Genomic DNA, 14802 nt, shown 5'->3' on the forward strand with positions numbered 1-14802 from the left:
CGGCCCGGCCGGGTGCGTGCGGGCCCGGGGGCCTCAGGCGGAGGTCTCGGCGTCCTCCGAAACGGCGGCCTCCTGCCCCGGTGCGCCGGCCTGGTCGGCGGGCGGGCGGCCGACGGTGAGCTCGATCGGCGCGACGTCCTTCGGGTCGAACCCCAGCGTCTGCCCGTAGAAGGCGAGCTCGGCCTCCAGGCAGGCGATGACCGTGTCGGCGCGCCGGAACCCGTGCGACTCTCCCTCGAACGTGAGATACGCGTACGGCGTCTGCTTGCGCGCCATCGCCTCGGCGAACCGCTCGGACTGCGGCGGGGAGACGATCGGGTCGTCCAGGCCCTGCAGGAGCAGTACGGGGCAGGCGACCTCCGACGCGCGCGCGATCGGGGAGCGCTCCTCGTAGGCGCGCTCGAAGCCGGGGATCGGCCCGATCAGCCCGTACAGGTAGGTCGATTCGAAATCGTGGGTCTCCTTGAGCCAGTTCTGCGGGTCGGAGATGCCGAAGTAGGAGGTGCCCGCCTTGAACAGGTCCGTCTGCGTCACCGCGCAGAGCGTCGTCCAGCCGCCGGCGCTGCCGCCGCGGATGGCCAGCCGTCCGGGATCGGCGGCGCCACCGCGGATGAGCGCCTCGGCGGCGGCCACGCTGTCCTCGACGTCCACGATCCCCCACTGGCGGCGCAGCCGTTCGCGGTAGGCACGGCCGTATCCGGTGGAGCCGCCGTAGTTCACGTCGATCACGCCGATGCCCCGGCTGGTGAAGTAGGCGATCTCCAGGTCCAGCACGCTCGTGCCATGATCGGTCGGGCCGCCGTGCACGAACACGACGTACGGCGGCAGCTCGCCCGCAGGGGCCTGGAAGGCCGGGTTGGACGGCGGGTACACGTAGGCGTGCACCGGGCGCCCGAACGGGCCCTCGAGCTCCTGGGCTCGCGGCAGCGGGAGATAGGCCGCCTCGGGCGGGGAGTCGAGCTCGCTGCGCAGCACCTTCGCCTCGCCGCTGTCGGCGTCCACCACGACCACCGACCAGGGGATGTCGGGTGCACCCGCGATGCCCACGATGCTCGTTCCGTCGGCGGAGAGCTGGGGCTTCCAGTCGGTGTAGGGCAGGTCGAAGTCGACCATCTCGGCCGTCTCCGGGTCGTACAGACCGAGCCGCTGGTCGCCCTGGCCGTGCAGCACCGCGATGCGGCCGTCGTCCAGGACGGCGTACGGGCGGCCGCCGAGCTGCCACAGCGCTCCGGCGAACTCCTCCTCGGCCGGGTACAGCGCCTGCGGGGACTCGCCGTGCAGGCCGAGCTCGTAGAGGTTCCACCAGCCCGGCCAGTCGGACACGACGTACAGCCGGGACTCGCTGAGCCAGGTGGGCGCCAGCGCCGACTCGTTCAGGCCGCCCTTGACCTGCCGCGGCCGGTCCAGCGCGCCCGTCTCGTCGAACGCGGCGACCCGCACCTCGGTGCCGTCCCACGGCATTCGCGGGTGGCTCCACTGCATCCAGGCGAGGTGACCGCCCTCCGGGGACGGTGTGGGGAAGGCGTAGAAGTCGGCGCCGCTGACGAGCTCGCGGATCGCCCCGGCGTTCTCCGCGGCGCTGCCGTCGACGGGGACCGCGACGATCGCCCGGCGTACGCCCGCGGTGGTGTGGCCCTCACAGACGCACCAGATGTGCTGGGCGTCCGGCGCGAGCGCGAAGTCGGCGTAGCGGAGGCCGGCCGGCTGCGCGGGCTCCGGGGTCAGCGGGCGCGGCAGCTCGCCCGGAGTCAGCCGGTAGAGCCGCTGGTCCTCGTAATTGGCGAAGACCACGTCGCCGTCGGGAAGGGGAATGTAGGACCGCCCGCCGTACTCGTGCACGCGGGTACGGGCGTTCCACGGCGCGGGCAGCAGGTCGACGCCGGACCGCACGATCGTGGTCCGGCCGCCCTTATCCGGGCGGGTCTCCTGCCACCACACCCGATCACCGTGGATGGTGGGGTAGCTGAGTCGCAGGCGCGCGCGGGCCACGTCGGCGGCGGAGATCGGAGAGGACCAGGATCCATAGGGGGCGGTAGCGCGAGCGGTCATATCGGAATCGTCTCGCAAACCGGGCGCTCATGGGACCTCGACCCGAGACTTGACAGGGGCGAACATCGCCGCGTCCGCCCAGCCGCTCGGGCCGGTCTCGGCGGTCCGGGATCACGCCGGCTCCTGAGACGGCGTGAACGTGAAACGGGCCGGTGGATCGACCACCGGCCCGTTTCACGTCGTCGCCTGCTCAGGTGGGCATGACGGCGTCCTGCGACATCCCCGCGCCGGGCAGGGCACCGCCGGTGCCGAGCGTCTTGGCGGAGCTCTTGCGGCTGCGCCGGCTGCGCTTCTCCAGCCAGGTGGCGAGGTAGCTGAGCGACAGGTTCATCGCGATGTAGATCAGCGCGATCACGATCGCGGCCGGGATGAGGTTGCCGTACTGCGTCGGGATGAGCCGGTACCCCGTGTTGAGCAGGTCCTCGTACGCGATGATCCAGCCCAGCGCCGAGTCCTTCAGCAGGACGACGAGCTGGCTGACGATCGCCGGCATCATCGCGGTGGTGGCCTGCGGGATCAGGATGAGCCGCATCACGCCGCCCTTGCGCAGGCCGATCGCGTACGCCGCCTCCGACTGGCCTCGGGGCACCGAGTTGATCCCCGCGCGGAAGATCTCGGCCAGCACGGAGCCGTTGTAGAGCATCAGCCCGATGACGAGCGCGGCGAACGCGCTGACCTCGGGGAACTCCCGGTTCAGGGCGTTCGCGATCGTCGGCGGCCCGCTGAAGACGAAGAAGATCAGGATCAGCAGCGGGATCGCGCGGAAGAACTCGACGATCGCCCCGGCCGGGATCCTGATCCACCGGTGGTCGGACAGGCGCGCGAGCCCGAAGACCACGCCGAAGATCAGTGCGAGCACGGCCGCGGCGAGGGACGCCTTCAGCGTGCCGCCGATACCGGGAAGGATGTAGTCCGTCCAGGTCGAGCCCTGGATGAACGGCTTCCACAGCTTGCCCTGCAGCTGGCCTTCTTTGTGGAACCGGGCGATGACGACGTAGATGATGCCGAGGATGACGATCGCCGCGATGAGCGTCAGGATGTTGTGCCGCATCCGGGCCTTCGGACCCGGCGCGTCGAACAGGACCGACGCCTGCCGCTTCTTGGCGCGCGGGGGCGCCGGCTTGGTGTCCGTCACGGTCGTCACCGGGCCACCGCCATTCGCTTGGCCAGCCAGTTGAAGAAGAACCCGGTCGGCAGGGTGAGGCACATGAAGCCGACCGCGAAGCCGACGAAGATCGGCAGGGTCGCGCCGTACTGCTCGAACATGTCCTTCATCAGCGAGGCCGCCTCGTAGTAGCTCGCGACCAGGACCACCGTCGTGTTCTTGATCATCGCGATCATGACGCTGCCGAGCGGCGCGATGACCGCGCGGAACGCCTGCGGCATGATCACCATGCGCAGCGACTGGGTGAAGGTGAGCCCGATCGCCCGCGCCGCCTCCGCCTGTCCCATCGGCACCGTGTTGATGCCGGCCCGGAGGGACTCGGCCACGAACGCCGCGGTGTAGATCGACATGCCGATGACCGCCAGCCAGAAGAAGTTGACGGTCGACGTGTTGGAGATCCTGAACTTCAGCGTGTCGCTCAGCCCCAGGCTGCAGAACAGCAGCACCAGCGTGAGCGGGGTGTTCCGCAGCGTGTTGACGTAGAACGTGCCGGCGATCCGCAGCACCCGGATCGGCGAGACGCGCATCGCGGTGATCAGCGTGCCGATCACGATGGACAGGATGCCCACCGTCACGGAGATCCGGATGTTCGCCCAGAACGCCGAGAGCAGCTTGTCAGTGTTGTCCGCCAACGGGCTGAAGTCGAGGAGTACGTTCCAGTTCATCTCACTCCTACGCTCTTACGAGCGGCGCCGGTGAGCCCGTGCGGCCCACCGGCGCCGATCCCGTACCTGCGGCTCAGCTGCAGCCTTCCGGGGTGGGGGCGGTCGCGTCGAAGGGGAGGTTCGCCTTGGCGAACCACTTCTCCCACAGCTGCTTGGCGGTGCCGTCGGAGTACATCGACTTGATCGCGTCGTTCACGGCGTTGCAGGTCTTGGTGTCGCCCTTCTTGAGGCCGACGCCGTACTTCTCGTCGGTGAACGGCGCGTTCACGACCTTGACCGCCGAGCCCTCACGGACGGCGAAGCCGCCCAGGATGGTCGCGTCGGTGGAGACCGCGTCGACCGAGCCGCCCTTGAGCTTGGTGATGCACTCCTCGTAGCCCTGGGCCGGGACGGTCACGGCGGCGACCTTCGCGTTCAGCTTGTTGGTGCCCTCGGTGATGTTCTTCCAGGAGTTAGACCCGGACACCGCGCACAGCTTCTTGCCCTTGAGGGACTGCAGGCTCGTGATCGAGCTGTCGTTCGCCCGGACCATCAGGTCCTGGTGGGTGACGACGTACGGGCCGCCGAAGGTGACCTTCGGCTTACGCGCATCGGTGATCGAGTAGGTGGCGATCACCATGTCGACCGTGCCGTTCTGCAGGAAGGTCTCCCGGTTGGCCGACCGGGCCTCCTTGAACTCGATCTTGCTGTCGTCCTTCACGCCGAGCTTCTTGGCGACGTACTTGGCCACGTCGATGTCGAAGCCCTCGACCCCGCTGCCGGTCTTCATGCCGAGGGCGGGCTGGTCGTACTTGACGCCGATGACGATCTTCTTGCCGTCCTTGGCCTTGTCGACCACCGTGGTGTTCTTCTTCGCGGCACAGCCGGAGATGCCCGCCGTGGCCACCGCGAGCGCGGCGGCGACGACCCCGAAGTGACGTACTCGCATTTCTATCCCCTGTGTAGTGGCAGAACCGCGCCCGCGGTTCCTCGGGTCGGATGAGTCCAGATCCGTCGAACCGGTCGCGATCAGTGCGTCAGGATCTTGGAGAGGAAGTCCTTGGCGCGGTCGCTCCGCGCGTTGGTGAAGAACTCTCCGGGGGTGTTCTCCTCGACGATCTGGCCGTCCGCCATGAACACCACCTTGTTGGCCGATGCCCGGGCGAACCCCATCTCGTGGGTCACCACGACCATCGTCATGCCCTCGGCGGCCAGGTTGATCATTACGTCGAGGACCTCTTTGACCATCTCCGGGTCGAGGGCCGAGGTCGGCTCGTCGAACAACATGACCTTGGGCCGCATCGCGAGCGCCCGGGCGATCGCGGCGCGCTGCTGCTGGCCGCCGGACAGCTGCGCGGGGTACTTCTCGGCCTGCGAGGCGATGCCCACCCGCTCGAGGAGCTCCATCGCGCGCTGCTCGGCCTCGGTCTTGTCCGTCTTGCGAACCTTGATCGGACCGAGCGTGACGTTCTGCAGGATCGTCTTGTGCGCGAACAGGTTGAACGACTGGAAGACCATCCCCACGTCGGCGCGCAGCTGCGCCAGCGCCCTGCCCTCCTCGGGCAGCGGCTTGCCGTCGATCCGGATGGTGCCGCCCTCGATGGGCTCGAGCCGGTTGATCGTGCGGCACAGCGTCGACTTGCCGCCGCCCGACGGGCCGATCACGACCACGACCTCGCCACGATGGATGGTGAGGTCGATGTCCTTGAGGACATGGTGCTCGCCGTAGTACTTGTTCACGTTCTCAAGCACGACGAGAGGTCCGCCGCCGCTCACCTCGGCCTCCCGGGCCTCCTTGCCGCTGTCCGTCATGTGCGCAAAGCGTACGTCACGGAATTGCCAAGAAAGCGGAGCCCAGGTACCGATCCGGTCACGTTGCAGTGCGCATTTGCCTGCGGCGGAGTGGCGCCGGCCCCCTGAAGTCGATCTTGTACGGGGCCGGCGCGGCGCGAGTGTGATCGAGTCACCGTCCGGCGCCGGGCGCGCGTACTCTTTCCTATGAGATGAGCGCGCCCACGACATTCGACGACCGGCCCCGTACGTACGAGATCCGCACGTACGGCTGCCAGATGAACGTGCACGACTCCGAGCGGCTCGCCGGGCTGCTGGAGGACGCCGGCTACGCCCGCGCGGACGACGACGCGACGCCCGACGTCGTCGTGTTCAACACCTGCGCCGTACGGGAGAACGCCGACAATCGGCTGTACGGCAACCTCGGCCACCTGCGGCCGGTGAAGGAGAGCCACGCCGGCATGCAGATCGCGGTCGGCGGCTGCCTGGCGCAGAAGGACCGCGACACGATCGTCAAGCGCGCCCCCTGGGTGGACGTCGTCTTCGGCACCCACAACATCGGCTCGCTGCCGGTCCTGCTCGAGCGCGCCCGCGTCCAGGAAGAGGCGCAGGTCGAGATCAAGGAAGCGCTCGAGACGTTCCCGAGCACGCTGCCGACCCGCCGCGAGTCCCCGTACGCCGCGTGGGTGTCGATCTCGGTCGGCTGCAACAACACCTGCACCTTCTGCATCGTGCCGTCGCTGCGCGGCAAGGAGAAGGACCGCCGCCCCGGCGAGATCCTCGCCGAGGTCGAGGCGCTGGTCGCCGAGGGCGTCTGCGAGATCACCCTCCTCGGGCAGAACGTCAACTCCTACGGCGCGGAGTTCGGCGACCGGGGCGCGTTCGCCAAGCTGCTGCGCTCCTGTGGGCAGGTCGAGGGGCTGGAGCGGGTCCGGTTCACCTCGCCGCACCCGCGCGACTTCACCGACGACGTGATCGCGGCGATGGCCGAGACGCCGAACGTCATGCCGTCGCTGCACATGCCGCTGCAGTCGGGGTCCGACCCGGTGCTGAAGGCCATGCGGCGCTCCTACCGCCAGGAGCGCTACCTCGGGATCATCGAGCGGGTCCGCGCCGCGATCCCGGAGGCCGCGATCACCACGGACATCATCGTCGGCTTCCCGGGGGAGACCGAGGAGGACTTCGAGCAGACGCTGCATGTCGTGCGCGAGGCGCGGTTCGCCGGAGCGTTCACCTTCCAGTACTCGAAGCGGCCCGGCACACCGGCGGCGGAGATGGCCGACCAGGTGCCCAAGGAGGTCGTGCAGGAGCGGTACGAGCGCCTCATCGCCCTGCAGGAGGAGATCTCCTGGGCGGAGAACAAGAAGCAGCTCGGCCGCACCCTCGAGGTGCTCGTCGCCGAGGGCGAGGGCCGCAAGGACCAGCGCACGCACCGGATGTCCGGGCGGGCGCCCGACAACCGGCTCGTCCACTTCGGCCTCGGCGAGGCGGACACCGAGACGCCCCGGCCGGGTGACATGGCGACCGTCGAGGTCACCTACGCCGCCCCGCACCACCTGGTCGCGGACGGACCGGTCCGCGCCGTCCGGCGCACCCGGGCGGGCGACGCCTGGGAGCGGCGCACGGCCGCGCCGAAGGGCGTCTCGCTGGGCATGCCGGGCATCGGCCGGCCCGCGACGCCGCCGGTCTCCTCCTGCCCGTGACCTCGCCGTGCTGACCTCCGCGGCGGTGTGCCCGCATCCGCCGCTGCTGGTGCCCGAGGTGGCGGGCGGTGCGGCCGCCGAACTCGACGGCCTGCGGGCGGCGTGCGACGCGGCGGTGCGTCGGATCCGCCCCGCCGATCTGCTCATCGTGGTGGGATCCGGGCCGGGCGATCGCGACTTCGGCTCCGACGCGGCGGGCGGCCTGCGGCCGTACGGCGTCGACCTGACGGTCGGGCCGGGCGAGCCCGTGCTGCCCCTGTCCCTGACCATCGGCCGGTGGCTCCTCGGCGACCGGCCGGCCGTGTTCCGGAGCGTCGCCGAGGACGCCTCGCCGGATGACTGCCTCCGGCTCGGCGCGGAGCTGGCGGATCGGGCCCCTGCCGTCGCGCTGCTGGTGATGGGCGACGCGTCGGCGTGCCGCAGCCAGGCCGCGCCGGGCTACTTCGACGCGCGGGCCGCCGGTTTCGACGCGGCGGTGGCCGCGGCGCTGGGCGCGGGCGACCCTACCGTTCTCGCCGGGCTCGACCCCGCCCTGGCGGCCGAGCTGCGGGCGGCCGGGCGGGCGCCGTGGCAGGTGCTGGCCGGCGCGGCCGGAGACGCGTCGTTCGACGCGGAGCTGCTGGCGGCCGAGGCGCCGTACGGCGTGGGGTATCTCGTCGGGAGCTGGGCCCGCCGCGCGCTATGACGGCCGGCCGCCCATCGGGTCGGCGCCTCCTTCGCGGTTCTCGGGGGTGTGCTGCTGTCCGCCGGAGCGTTCCACGTACCTGTGGGCCTGCTCCTGGGCCGTGTCGATCTGTCGTGAGTACTTCCCGCCGGTCTTGCGGTCGGCCATGTCGCCGGCCTTCTCGATGGCCTCGTCGACCTTGTCGCCGTGCTGGCCGAGCAGATTCTTGACCTTGTCCATGAAGGACATCCGGGCCTCCTGACGCCTCTTGGGGGGTACCGCCCCTCGGCACCCTCTATCGGCCCTCTGCCCCCATATCCGGCGGCGGAACCCATCGAGGTGAGACCGTGCGCCCGGCCCCGGGACCGCCGGAGCCGGGCGCGGTGCGGGTCAGCAGGAGCCGTTGTCGGTCCAGACGTTCTGCGCGTTCGCGCCGGGCACGTCACCCTGGGTCCACCACTTGGCGGTCCAGCGGTGGCCGTTGTAGGAGACGGCCGCCCCGCCGGTGTAGGCGGTCCCGGCGTTCCAGGCGGGCAGCCCGGCGCAGCCCGTGCCGCCGCTCCCGCCGCCTCCGTTCAGCTGGTCCACCGCCTGCTGGGCTTCGGCCATGTGCTGCTGGTACGCGCCGTTGGTGTAGGTCGTCCACGGCGTCCAGTCGTTACCGGATGAGGAGATCCGGTAGGCGGCCTGCGCGGCGCCGTTCGGGTCGAACGCCTGGGCGTCGGACACCTCGGAGTGCCAGTAGGAGTTGATCTGCCACAGCCCGCGGTCACGGCTGCAGTCCGAGTCGACCAGGACCGCGCGGGTCCAGCCGCTGCTCTCGGCCAGCGCCACGGCCACCGAGACGACCAGCCCGTTGCCGGTGAAGCCGTTGTTCTTGGCGATCTGGGCGATCTGCAGGGTGGTCAGGTGGTCGCCGGCGAGCGTGCTGGTCACCGTGCAGGTGGCCGCCGGGTGGGCCGAGGAACGGGCGGCGCCGGGCGGAACGGTGCCGGCCTCCGCCGCGGTGGCGCCCATGACGGTGAACAGGGCGGCCGCGAGCAGGCCGGGAAGCCACTTGCGAAGCAGCATCGATCCTCCTAGGTCGGGGGCGGGGAGGGGACCGGGAGCGCTCCGATTGACTTTCTGGAAAGTTTCCTAAAAGTCAGGCTCGATAGTAGCCCGCGCCCGACGGTCCGACAAGAACGCATGACGGAAAGTCCGGGTGTTCCTGACCGGCCTGCCCGGTGTCCTGCGCCTCGCCGCGAGGGGGTGGCGGCGGCACCTCGGCGGAAACGGCAGAATTGAGCCGGTGGGGGAGATGAAGGTGATCGCCGTTGTTGGCCCGACCGCCGCGGGAAAGTCCGACCTCGCGGTGGAGCTCGCGCTGCGGCTCGGCGGTGAGATCGTCAACGCCGACTCGATGCAGCTCTACCGGCGCATGAACATCGGTACCGCCAAGCTCGCCGAGCCGGAGTGGCGCGGGGTGCCGCACCACCTGCTCGACGTGTGGGACGTCACCCGCACGGCCAGCGTGGCCGAGTACCAGGAGCTGGCCCGCCGGACCGTCGCGGAGATCCGCGGCCGTGAGCGGGTGCCGCTGCTGGTCGGCGGGTCCGGCCTCTACGTCCGGGCGGTCCTGGACGACCTGGAGTTCCCCGGCACCGACCCGGAGCTGCGGGCGCGGCTGGAGGGCGAGCTCGCCGAGCACGGGTCCGCCGCGCTGCACGCCCGGCTGGCCGGCCTCGACCCGGCCGCCGCCGCCTCGATCCTGCCCGGCAACGGACGCCGGATCGTCCGGGCGCTCGAGGTGATCGAGATGACCGGGCGGCCCTTCACCGCCTCGATGCCCTCCTACGCAGACACCGGCGACTCGGTGCAACTGGGGCTGACCGTCCCTCGTCCCGAACTCGACGAGCGCATCGCCGTACGCGTCGAGCGCATGTGGAAGGCCGGGTTCGTCGACGAGGTCCGCGGCCTGGAGCCGTACGGGCTGCGCGACGGCCTCACGGCGAGCCGCGCGCTCGGCTACGCGCAGGTGCTCCGCTTCCTGGCGGGGGAGTGGACCGAGGAAGAGGCGAAGCAGGAGACGATCCGGGCCACCCGGCGGTTCGCCCGCCGCCAGGAGTCGTGGTTCCGCCGCGACCCCCGGGTGCGCTGGATCCCCTACGACGCGCCGGTCGAGACCGCGCTGGATACGATCGGCTCATGCGCTTCGTGAAGGGACACGGCACCGAGAACGACTTCGTGATCGTGCCGGACCTCGATGGCTCACTCGACCTGACGCCGTCCCTCGTGGCGGCCCTGTGCGACCGGCGCGCCGGGATCGGCGCCGACGGCGTGCTGCGCGTCGTGCGTGCCAAGGCGCTGGGCTTCGAGGACCTCGGCGCCGAGTGGTTCATGGACTACCGCAACGCCGACGGCGGCATCGCGGAGATGTGCGGCAACGGCGTGCGGGTCTTCGCGCGGTACCTCGTCGACACCGGCCTGGCCGCCCCCGGCGACCTCGCGGTCGGGACGCGGTCGGGCGTGCGCGCGGTGAGCCTGGGCGCGACCGGCGACGTGACGGTGGACATGGGCGCCCCGCGGATCCTGGGGGAGGGCCGGGCGGTGCTGGCCGGCCGGTCGTACGCGGGTCTGCGCGTCTCCATGGGCAACCCGCACCTGGCCTGCGCGATCGACGAGCCCGTCGCCGCCCTGGACCTGACGCGCGCGCCCGACGTCGACGCGGCGGTCTTCCCCGACGGCGTCAACGTCGAGCTGTTCCAGCCGGTCGGCGACGGCCGGGTGGAGATGCGGGTCCACGAGCGGGGAGTGGGCGAGACGCGCTCCTGCGGTACGGGCACCGTCGCGACGGCCGTGGCCGCCGCCCGGGCCGAGGGCCGCACGACCGGCACCTGGGAGATCGCCGTGCCGGGCGGCGTCGTCACCGTCATCCTCGACGGCACGACCAGCTTCCTGCGCGGTCCGGCCGTCCTCCTCGCCGAAGGCGAGGTCAACCTCGACCGCCTCACCGTCCGCTGACCGAATTGCCGCTTCCGGCCTCGTACCGGTTTGATGCGGGCCATGCCTGATGAGGTTCCGCCGCCGGTGTTCACGCTGTCGTACGTGCCTACGGTCGAAGACATCGCAGAGCTCGTCGCGGACAGCGTCCAGAAGAGCCGCCGTGCCGCGTCGAAGGGCATCATCACGGCCCTGATGCCGGTCGGCATCGTCCTCATCGCGGTGTTGACGCGCATGGACGGCTCCGGCCCCGTACCGGACGGCGAGCTCATCGGGTGGATGCTCGGTTGGTCGTGCGCCATCATCTGGGTGAACGGCAAGCGGCTGAGGTCGCTCTCCCCGCTCCGCGTCGCGCACCGGCAACGGGCGCGTCACTCCGAGGTCCGGACACCGTACGAGGTCGAGCTGTCCGACGAGGGTCTCACCAGCCGGACCGACGAACTCACCATGAAGATGCCGTGGTCCTACTTCGCACAGGTCGAGGAGACGAAACGGCAGTTCATCCTGAAGCGGCCCAGCGGAGAGGCCAGCTTCGCCCTCCCGAAGCACGGCCTGCCCGAGGCAGCCCGGATCGACGCGCTCCGCGACTTCCTCCACACCCACATCACCCAGTCGCGCTGACCGCGCCGCCGTCCGTCACGTCGTCGCCGGCGTCGTGCAGAAGGCTCGGCGACGACCGTGTGTTCCGGCCTGTGAACCGGACAATTCGCGGCGTTCCAGGCCTGGAGGAGGTCGTTTTCCGAGACTTCTGCGTGGCCGGGGCTGCCCCGAACCGCGTGGCCGGTGGCTTGTCGGCCGTCGGGCCGGGTCAGCGGAGACCCTGGTAGGCCCAGTCCGGGAGGGTCTCGACCAGGTGGAGCCACTCGCCGGGGGCGATGGCGGGGCCGGCGCGTCCCATGTCGCCGCGTCCGTTGCGTGCGGCGACGACACCGCCGGTGATCGCGCAGGTGGTGTCGACGTCGCCGAGGCCCTCGGCGGTCGTCCAGAGGGCCTCCGTCAGGCTGCCGAGGTGGTGGGCCGCGCACCACAGGGCGAACGGGACCGTGTCGTCGGCGCGGATCCGCTGCCCGTTGCCGAGGATGTCGGCGGCCTTCCAGGCGGGGATGTCGCCCGGTAGGTCCGCGGCGCGCAGGATCCCGTCCCGGGTCGACCCTGCGGGCGTGTGGGCCGCCACCTCCCGGAGCAGGTCGGCGCCCCAGAGCGCGCTCTCGACCGGAGGCTGCGGCGGCACGCCCGGGTTCTGCCGCCACCGGGCCTCGTGGTCGGTCCAGCCGGCCACGGCGAGCGCCGCGGCGACGGCCACCGCGATCGCACCGGCGATGCCCTCCGGATGGGCGTGGGTGACGTGCGCGGACCGCCTCGCCTGCTCGACGGTGAGCTCGAGGTCGGGGCCGAACCAGGCGCCCAGCGGAGCGGCTCTCATCGCCCCGCCGTTGCCGAGGCTGCCCTGCCCGTCGAACAGCGCGCGCGTCGCCGTGTGCCACGCACCCGGCTCCGCTCCCAGCTGCGGCAGCAGGTCGTGCATCCCGGCGCCGTACCCGCGGCCCGGATCGGCGGCGTAGGTGTCGGCGAACGCGCGGGCCAGTTCCTCCTCGACGATCTCTCCGTGCCGCAGGAGCACGCGCACGACGCTGAGGGCCATCGCGGTGTCGTCGGTCCAGTGCCACACCTGGCCGGGCCCGAAGCCCTGGTCGGACCCCGGGACGTCGGGAAGGCGGCGCGCGGCGATCTCCCGGCAGGCCTCGGCACCGGACCGGAAGAACCACCGTCGGCCGAACGCGTCCCCCAGCGACAATCCCATGACGCTGTCGAGGACGGCCCTCCGATTAACGATCACGACCGCAGTTTGTCACGTCCGTGACCGGGCTCCTGCTTCTCGCCGGGGGCGCGCTGCGGGACCGGCGTGCCGGCTCTCGCCGAAGCGCCGGCCGCGCTGCGCCTGCCCTGGTGGACGCCGACACCTGAGCGGTCGCCCGATGCGGGGAAGGTGGATTGTCGATAACCGAATCGGTTTCGGTTACGATGGCCGCCATGACCCCCGTGAAGCGCCAGGCGCGGGCCGAGCGCACCCGCGCCGCGTTGCTGACGGCCGCTCGGGAGGTGTTCGAGGAGCGCGGCTTCCTCGATGCCAAGATCAGCGAGATCTGTGAGCGGGCCGGCGTCGCGTACGGCAGCTTCTACACCCACTTCGCCGACAAGGACGCGGTCTTCGCCGAGCTGATCGACGCGATGCTGGCCGGCCTGCTCGCCGTGATGCGGGCCGAGCCGCTGAACGGGGACGGCCCGACCGCGCGCATCGCGAGCGCCAATCGCGCGTACCTGCGCGCGTACCGGAAGAACGCCCGGCTGATGGCCGTCTTCGAGCAGGTCGCCACGTTCTCGCCGGCCATGCGCGAGACCTATCTGCGGGCCTGGGGGGTCTTCTACGACCGTCAGGAACGCGCCATCCGTGAGTGGCAGCGGGCCGGGCTCGTACCCGACGACGTCGAGCCGCGCACGGCGGCGGTCGCGCTCGCGACGATGATCGGCCGGACGGCGTACACCTGGTACGTCCTCGGCCGCCCCCACGATGACGGCGACGTCGAACAGCTCACCCGGCTCTACTGCCGGGCGATCGGCATGTAGGAGGCAGCGTGGACTTTCGCGACACACCCGAGGAGGCCGCGTTCCGCGCGGAGCTCCGCTCGTGGCTTGAGGAGAACGCGCCGCAGCGCGCGGTCGAGGCGGGTCGCGGCGACTTCGACGCGCTGCGCGCGTGGGGCGGGCGGCTCTACTCCGCCGGCTATGTCGGGATCACCTGGCCGGAGGAGTACGGCGGACGGGGCCTGTCCCCGACGTACCAGGCCATCTACCTGGAGGAGCTGTCCCGCGCCGACGCCCCCGGTCACCCGGGGGTCATCGGCCTGAACATGGCCGGTCCCACGATCATCGCCTGGGGCACCGACGAGCAGAAGCAGCGTTATCTCAAACCGCTGCTGTCCGGCGAGGAGATCTGGTGCCAGGGGTTCTCCGAGCCCGGCTCCGGCTCGGACCTGGCCGCCGGCCGTACGAGCGCCGTCCTCGACGGCGACCACTGGGTGGTCAACGGGCAGAAGGTCTGGTCGTCCTACGCGCACAAGGCCGACTGGTGCATCCTCGTCGTCCGCACCGACCCGGACGCGCCCAAGCACGCCGGCCTGTCCTACCTCATCGTCGACATGCACGCGCCCGGCGTCACCGTACGCCCGCTGCACCAGATCACCGGCGACCCGGAGTTCAACGAGATCTTCTTCGACGACGTACGGGTGCCGCGCGAGTCGATCCTCGGCCGGCCCGGTGACGGCTGGAAGGTCGCCATGACCACGCTGCTGCACGAGCGCGGCACGCTGGGCTTCGCGCTGTCCGCCGAGCTCGAGCGCATGGTCAACCGCCTGGTCGACCTCGTACGGGAGGAGGGGCCGGACGGCCGGCGGCCCGCCGACGACCCGCTGATCCGCGACGCGGTCGCCCGCGAGTGGATCGAGATGCAGTCGCTGCGCTTCACCAACTACCGGGCCCTCACCACGCTGCTGGAGACCGGCATCCCCGGCCCGGAGGGCTCGGGCGTCAAGCTCGCGTGGAGCGAGGCCAACCAGCGCCTCACCTCGCTCGCCCAGTCGGTATTCGGCCTGCACGCCCAGGTCACCGGCGAGGACGCGCCGTGGAGCGGGTTCTGGCAGTACTGGCAGTTGCGGTCCCGGGGCAACACGATCGAGGCGGGCACCTCGGAGATCCTCCGCAACATCATCGCCGAGCGGGTCCTCGGCCTGCCGAAGGGACGTTGAT

At 71.0% G+C, this 14802-nt stretch carries 15 protein-coding genes; 7 read left to right on the top strand and 8 right to left on the bottom strand.

Annotation, left to right across the window (positions count from 1 at the left end; genetic code table 11):
- Positions 1-33: 33 nt before the first annotated feature.
- The 5 genes from ABD978_RS29925 to ABD978_RS29945 all read right to left on the bottom strand — a co-directional run bounded on the left by ABD978_RS29925 (position 34) and on the right by ABD978_RS29945 (position 5670).
- Entirely contained in the window at positions 34-2049 is a 2016-nt protein-coding gene (locus ABD978_RS29925) for a S9 family peptidase (RefSeq protein WP_345362051.1), read from the bottom strand.
- A gap of 190 nt (positions 2050-2239) precedes the next feature.
- Positions 2240-3193: an amino acid ABC transporter permease gene (locus ABD978_RS29930; RefSeq protein WP_345362054.1), complete on the bottom strand. Its 954-nt coding sequence runs from the start codon at positions 3191-3193 to the stop codon at positions 2240-2242.
- On the bottom strand, positions 3190-3879 hold the full coding sequence (locus ABD978_RS29935) for an amino acid ABC transporter permease (RefSeq protein ID WP_345362057.1): 690 nt from the start codon (positions 3877-3879) through the stop codon (positions 3190-3192). Before ABD978_RS29935 ends, ABD978_RS29930 begins: the two co-directional genes overlap by 4 nt.
- A 73-nt stretch (positions 3880-3952) precedes the next feature.
- On the bottom strand, positions 3953-4807 hold the full coding sequence (locus ABD978_RS29940) for a glutamate ABC transporter substrate-binding protein (RefSeq protein WP_345362060.1): 855 nt from the start codon (positions 4805-4807) through the stop codon (positions 3953-3955).
- A gap of 80 nt (positions 4808-4887) precedes the next feature.
- The gene (locus ABD978_RS29945; protein ID WP_345362063.1) at positions 4888-5670 is read right to left on the bottom strand and encodes an amino acid ABC transporter ATP-binding protein; all 783 of its coding nucleotides are present in this window, start codon (positions 5668-5670) and stop codon (positions 4888-4890) included.
- Positions 5671-5861: 191 nt separating this feature from the next.
- On the opposite strand from ABD978_RS29945, the gene miaB reads away from it, so the two are divergent.
- Together miaB and ABD978_RS29955 are read left to right on the top strand one after the other, a co-directional pair.
- Positions 5862-7352, top strand: coding sequence for a tRNA (N6-isopentenyl adenosine(37)-C2)-methylthiotransferase MiaB (gene miaB, locus ABD978_RS29950; protein ID WP_345362066.1), 1491 nt, complete (start codon positions 5862-5864; stop codon positions 7350-7352).
- A gap of 7 nt (positions 7353-7359) precedes the next feature.
- Positions 7360-8037, top strand: a complete 678-nt coding sequence (locus tag ABD978_RS29955) for a class III extradiol ring-cleavage dioxygenase family protein (RefSeq protein WP_345362069.1) — start codon at positions 7360-7362, stop codon at positions 8035-8037.
- Here ABD978_RS29955 and ABD978_RS29960 read toward each other — a convergent pair.
- Positions 8032-8265 (bottom strand): antitoxin, encoded by a 234-nt coding sequence (locus tag ABD978_RS29960; protein ID WP_345362072.1) that lies wholly within the window; start codon positions 8263-8265, stop codon positions 8032-8034. The two genes, ABD978_RS29955 and ABD978_RS29960, sit on opposite strands and share 6 nt — an antisense overlap.
- A gap of 141 nt (positions 8266-8406) precedes the next feature.
- Entirely contained in the window at positions 8407-9087 is a 681-nt protein-coding gene (locus ABD978_RS29965; protein WP_345362075.1) for a carbohydrate-binding protein, read from the bottom strand.
- 229 nt (positions 9088-9316) lie between these two features.
- Between ABD978_RS29965 and miaA the strand changes: the two genes are divergently transcribed.
- Genes miaA through ABD978_RS29980 form a run of 3 tightly spaced genes read left to right on the top strand, consistent with a single transcriptional unit; the run spans position 9317 to position 11619 of the window.
- Positions 9317-10216, top strand: coding sequence for a tRNA (adenosine(37)-N6)-dimethylallyltransferase MiaA (miaA, locus tag ABD978_RS29970; protein WP_345362500.1), 900 nt, complete (start codon positions 9317-9319; stop codon positions 10214-10216).
- Complete coding sequence (gene dapF, locus ABD978_RS29975; protein ID WP_345362078.1) at positions 10204-11019, top strand: diaminopimelate epimerase; 816 nt, start codon at positions 10204-10206, stop codon at positions 11017-11019. Before miaA ends, dapF begins: the two co-directional genes overlap by 13 nt.
- Positions 11020-11061: 42 nt before the next feature.
- Positions 11062-11619: a YcxB family protein gene (locus ABD978_RS29980; protein ID WP_345362081.1), complete on the top strand. Its 558-nt coding sequence runs from the start codon at positions 11062-11064 to the stop codon at positions 11617-11619.
- Positions 11620-11806: 187 nt separating this feature from the next.
- Here ABD978_RS29980 and ABD978_RS29985 read toward each other — a convergent pair whose 3' ends face one another.
- Entirely contained in the window at positions 11807-12835 is a 1029-nt protein-coding gene (locus ABD978_RS29985) for an ADP-ribosylglycohydrolase family protein (protein WP_345362084.1), read from the bottom strand.
- Positions 12836-13029: 194 nt separating this feature from the next.
- Here ABD978_RS29985 and ABD978_RS29990 point away from each other — a divergent pair, with 194 nt between their 5' ends.
- The gene (locus tag ABD978_RS29990; RefSeq protein WP_345362087.1) at positions 13030-13623 is read left to right on the top strand and encodes a TetR/AcrR family transcriptional regulator; all 594 of its coding nucleotides are present in this window, start codon (positions 13030-13032) and stop codon (positions 13621-13623) included.
- 8 nt (positions 13624-13631) lie between these two features.
- Positions 13632-14801: an acyl-CoA dehydrogenase family protein gene (locus tag ABD978_RS29995; RefSeq protein WP_345362090.1), complete on the top strand. Its 1170-nt coding sequence runs from the start codon at positions 13632-13634 to the stop codon at positions 14799-14801.
- The last annotated feature ends 1 nt before the right edge of the window (position 14802 follow it).

The sequence above is a fragment of the Actinoallomurus liliacearum genome, from assembly GCF_039542035.1.
In the GTDB taxonomy this organism is placed as follows: Bacteria; Actinomycetota; Actinomycetes; order Streptosporangiales; family Streptosporangiaceae; genus Actinoallomurus; species Actinoallomurus liliacearum.

Coding starts and splice junctions, on each gene's coding strand:
- ABD978_RS29980 (WP_345362081.1), top strand. CDS start 11,062: ATGCCTGATGAGGTTCCGCCGCCGGTGTTCACGCTGTCGTACGTGCCT.
- dapF (WP_345362078.1), top strand. CDS start 10,204: ATGCGCTTCGTGAAGGGACACGGCACCGAGAACGACTTCGTGATCGTG.
- ABD978_RS29925 (WP_345362051.1), bottom strand. CDS start 2,049: ATGACCGCTCGCGCTACCGCCCCCTATGGATCCTGGTCCTCTCCGATC.
- ABD978_RS29940 (WP_345362060.1), bottom strand. CDS start 4,807: ATGCGAGTACGTCACTTCGGGGTCGTCGCCGCCGCGCTCGCGGTGGCC.
- ABD978_RS29960 (WP_345362072.1), bottom strand. CDS start 8,265: ATGTCCTTCATGGACAAGGTCAAGAATCTGCTCGGCCAGCACGGCGAC.
- ABD978_RS29990 (WP_345362087.1), top strand. CDS start 13,030: ATGACCCCCGTGAAGCGCCAGGCGCGGGCCGAGCGCACCCGCGCCGCG.
- ABD978_RS29965 (WP_345362075.1), bottom strand. CDS start 9,087: ATGCTGCTTCGCAAGTGGCTTCCCGGCCTGCTCGCGGCCGCCCTGTTC.
- ABD978_RS29945 (WP_345362063.1), bottom strand. CDS start 5,670: ATGACGGACAGCGGCAAGGAGGCCCGGGAGGCCGAGGTGAGCGGCGGC.
- miaA (WP_345362500.1), top strand. CDS start 9,317: ATGAAGGTGATCGCCGTTGTTGGCCCGACCGCCGCGGGAAAGTCCGAC.
- miaB (WP_345362066.1), top strand. CDS start 5,862: ATGAGCGCGCCCACGACATTCGACGACCGGCCCCGTACGTACGAGATC.
- ABD978_RS29935 (WP_345362057.1), bottom strand. CDS start 3,879: ATGAACTGGAACGTACTCCTCGACTTCAGCCCGTTGGCGGACAACACT.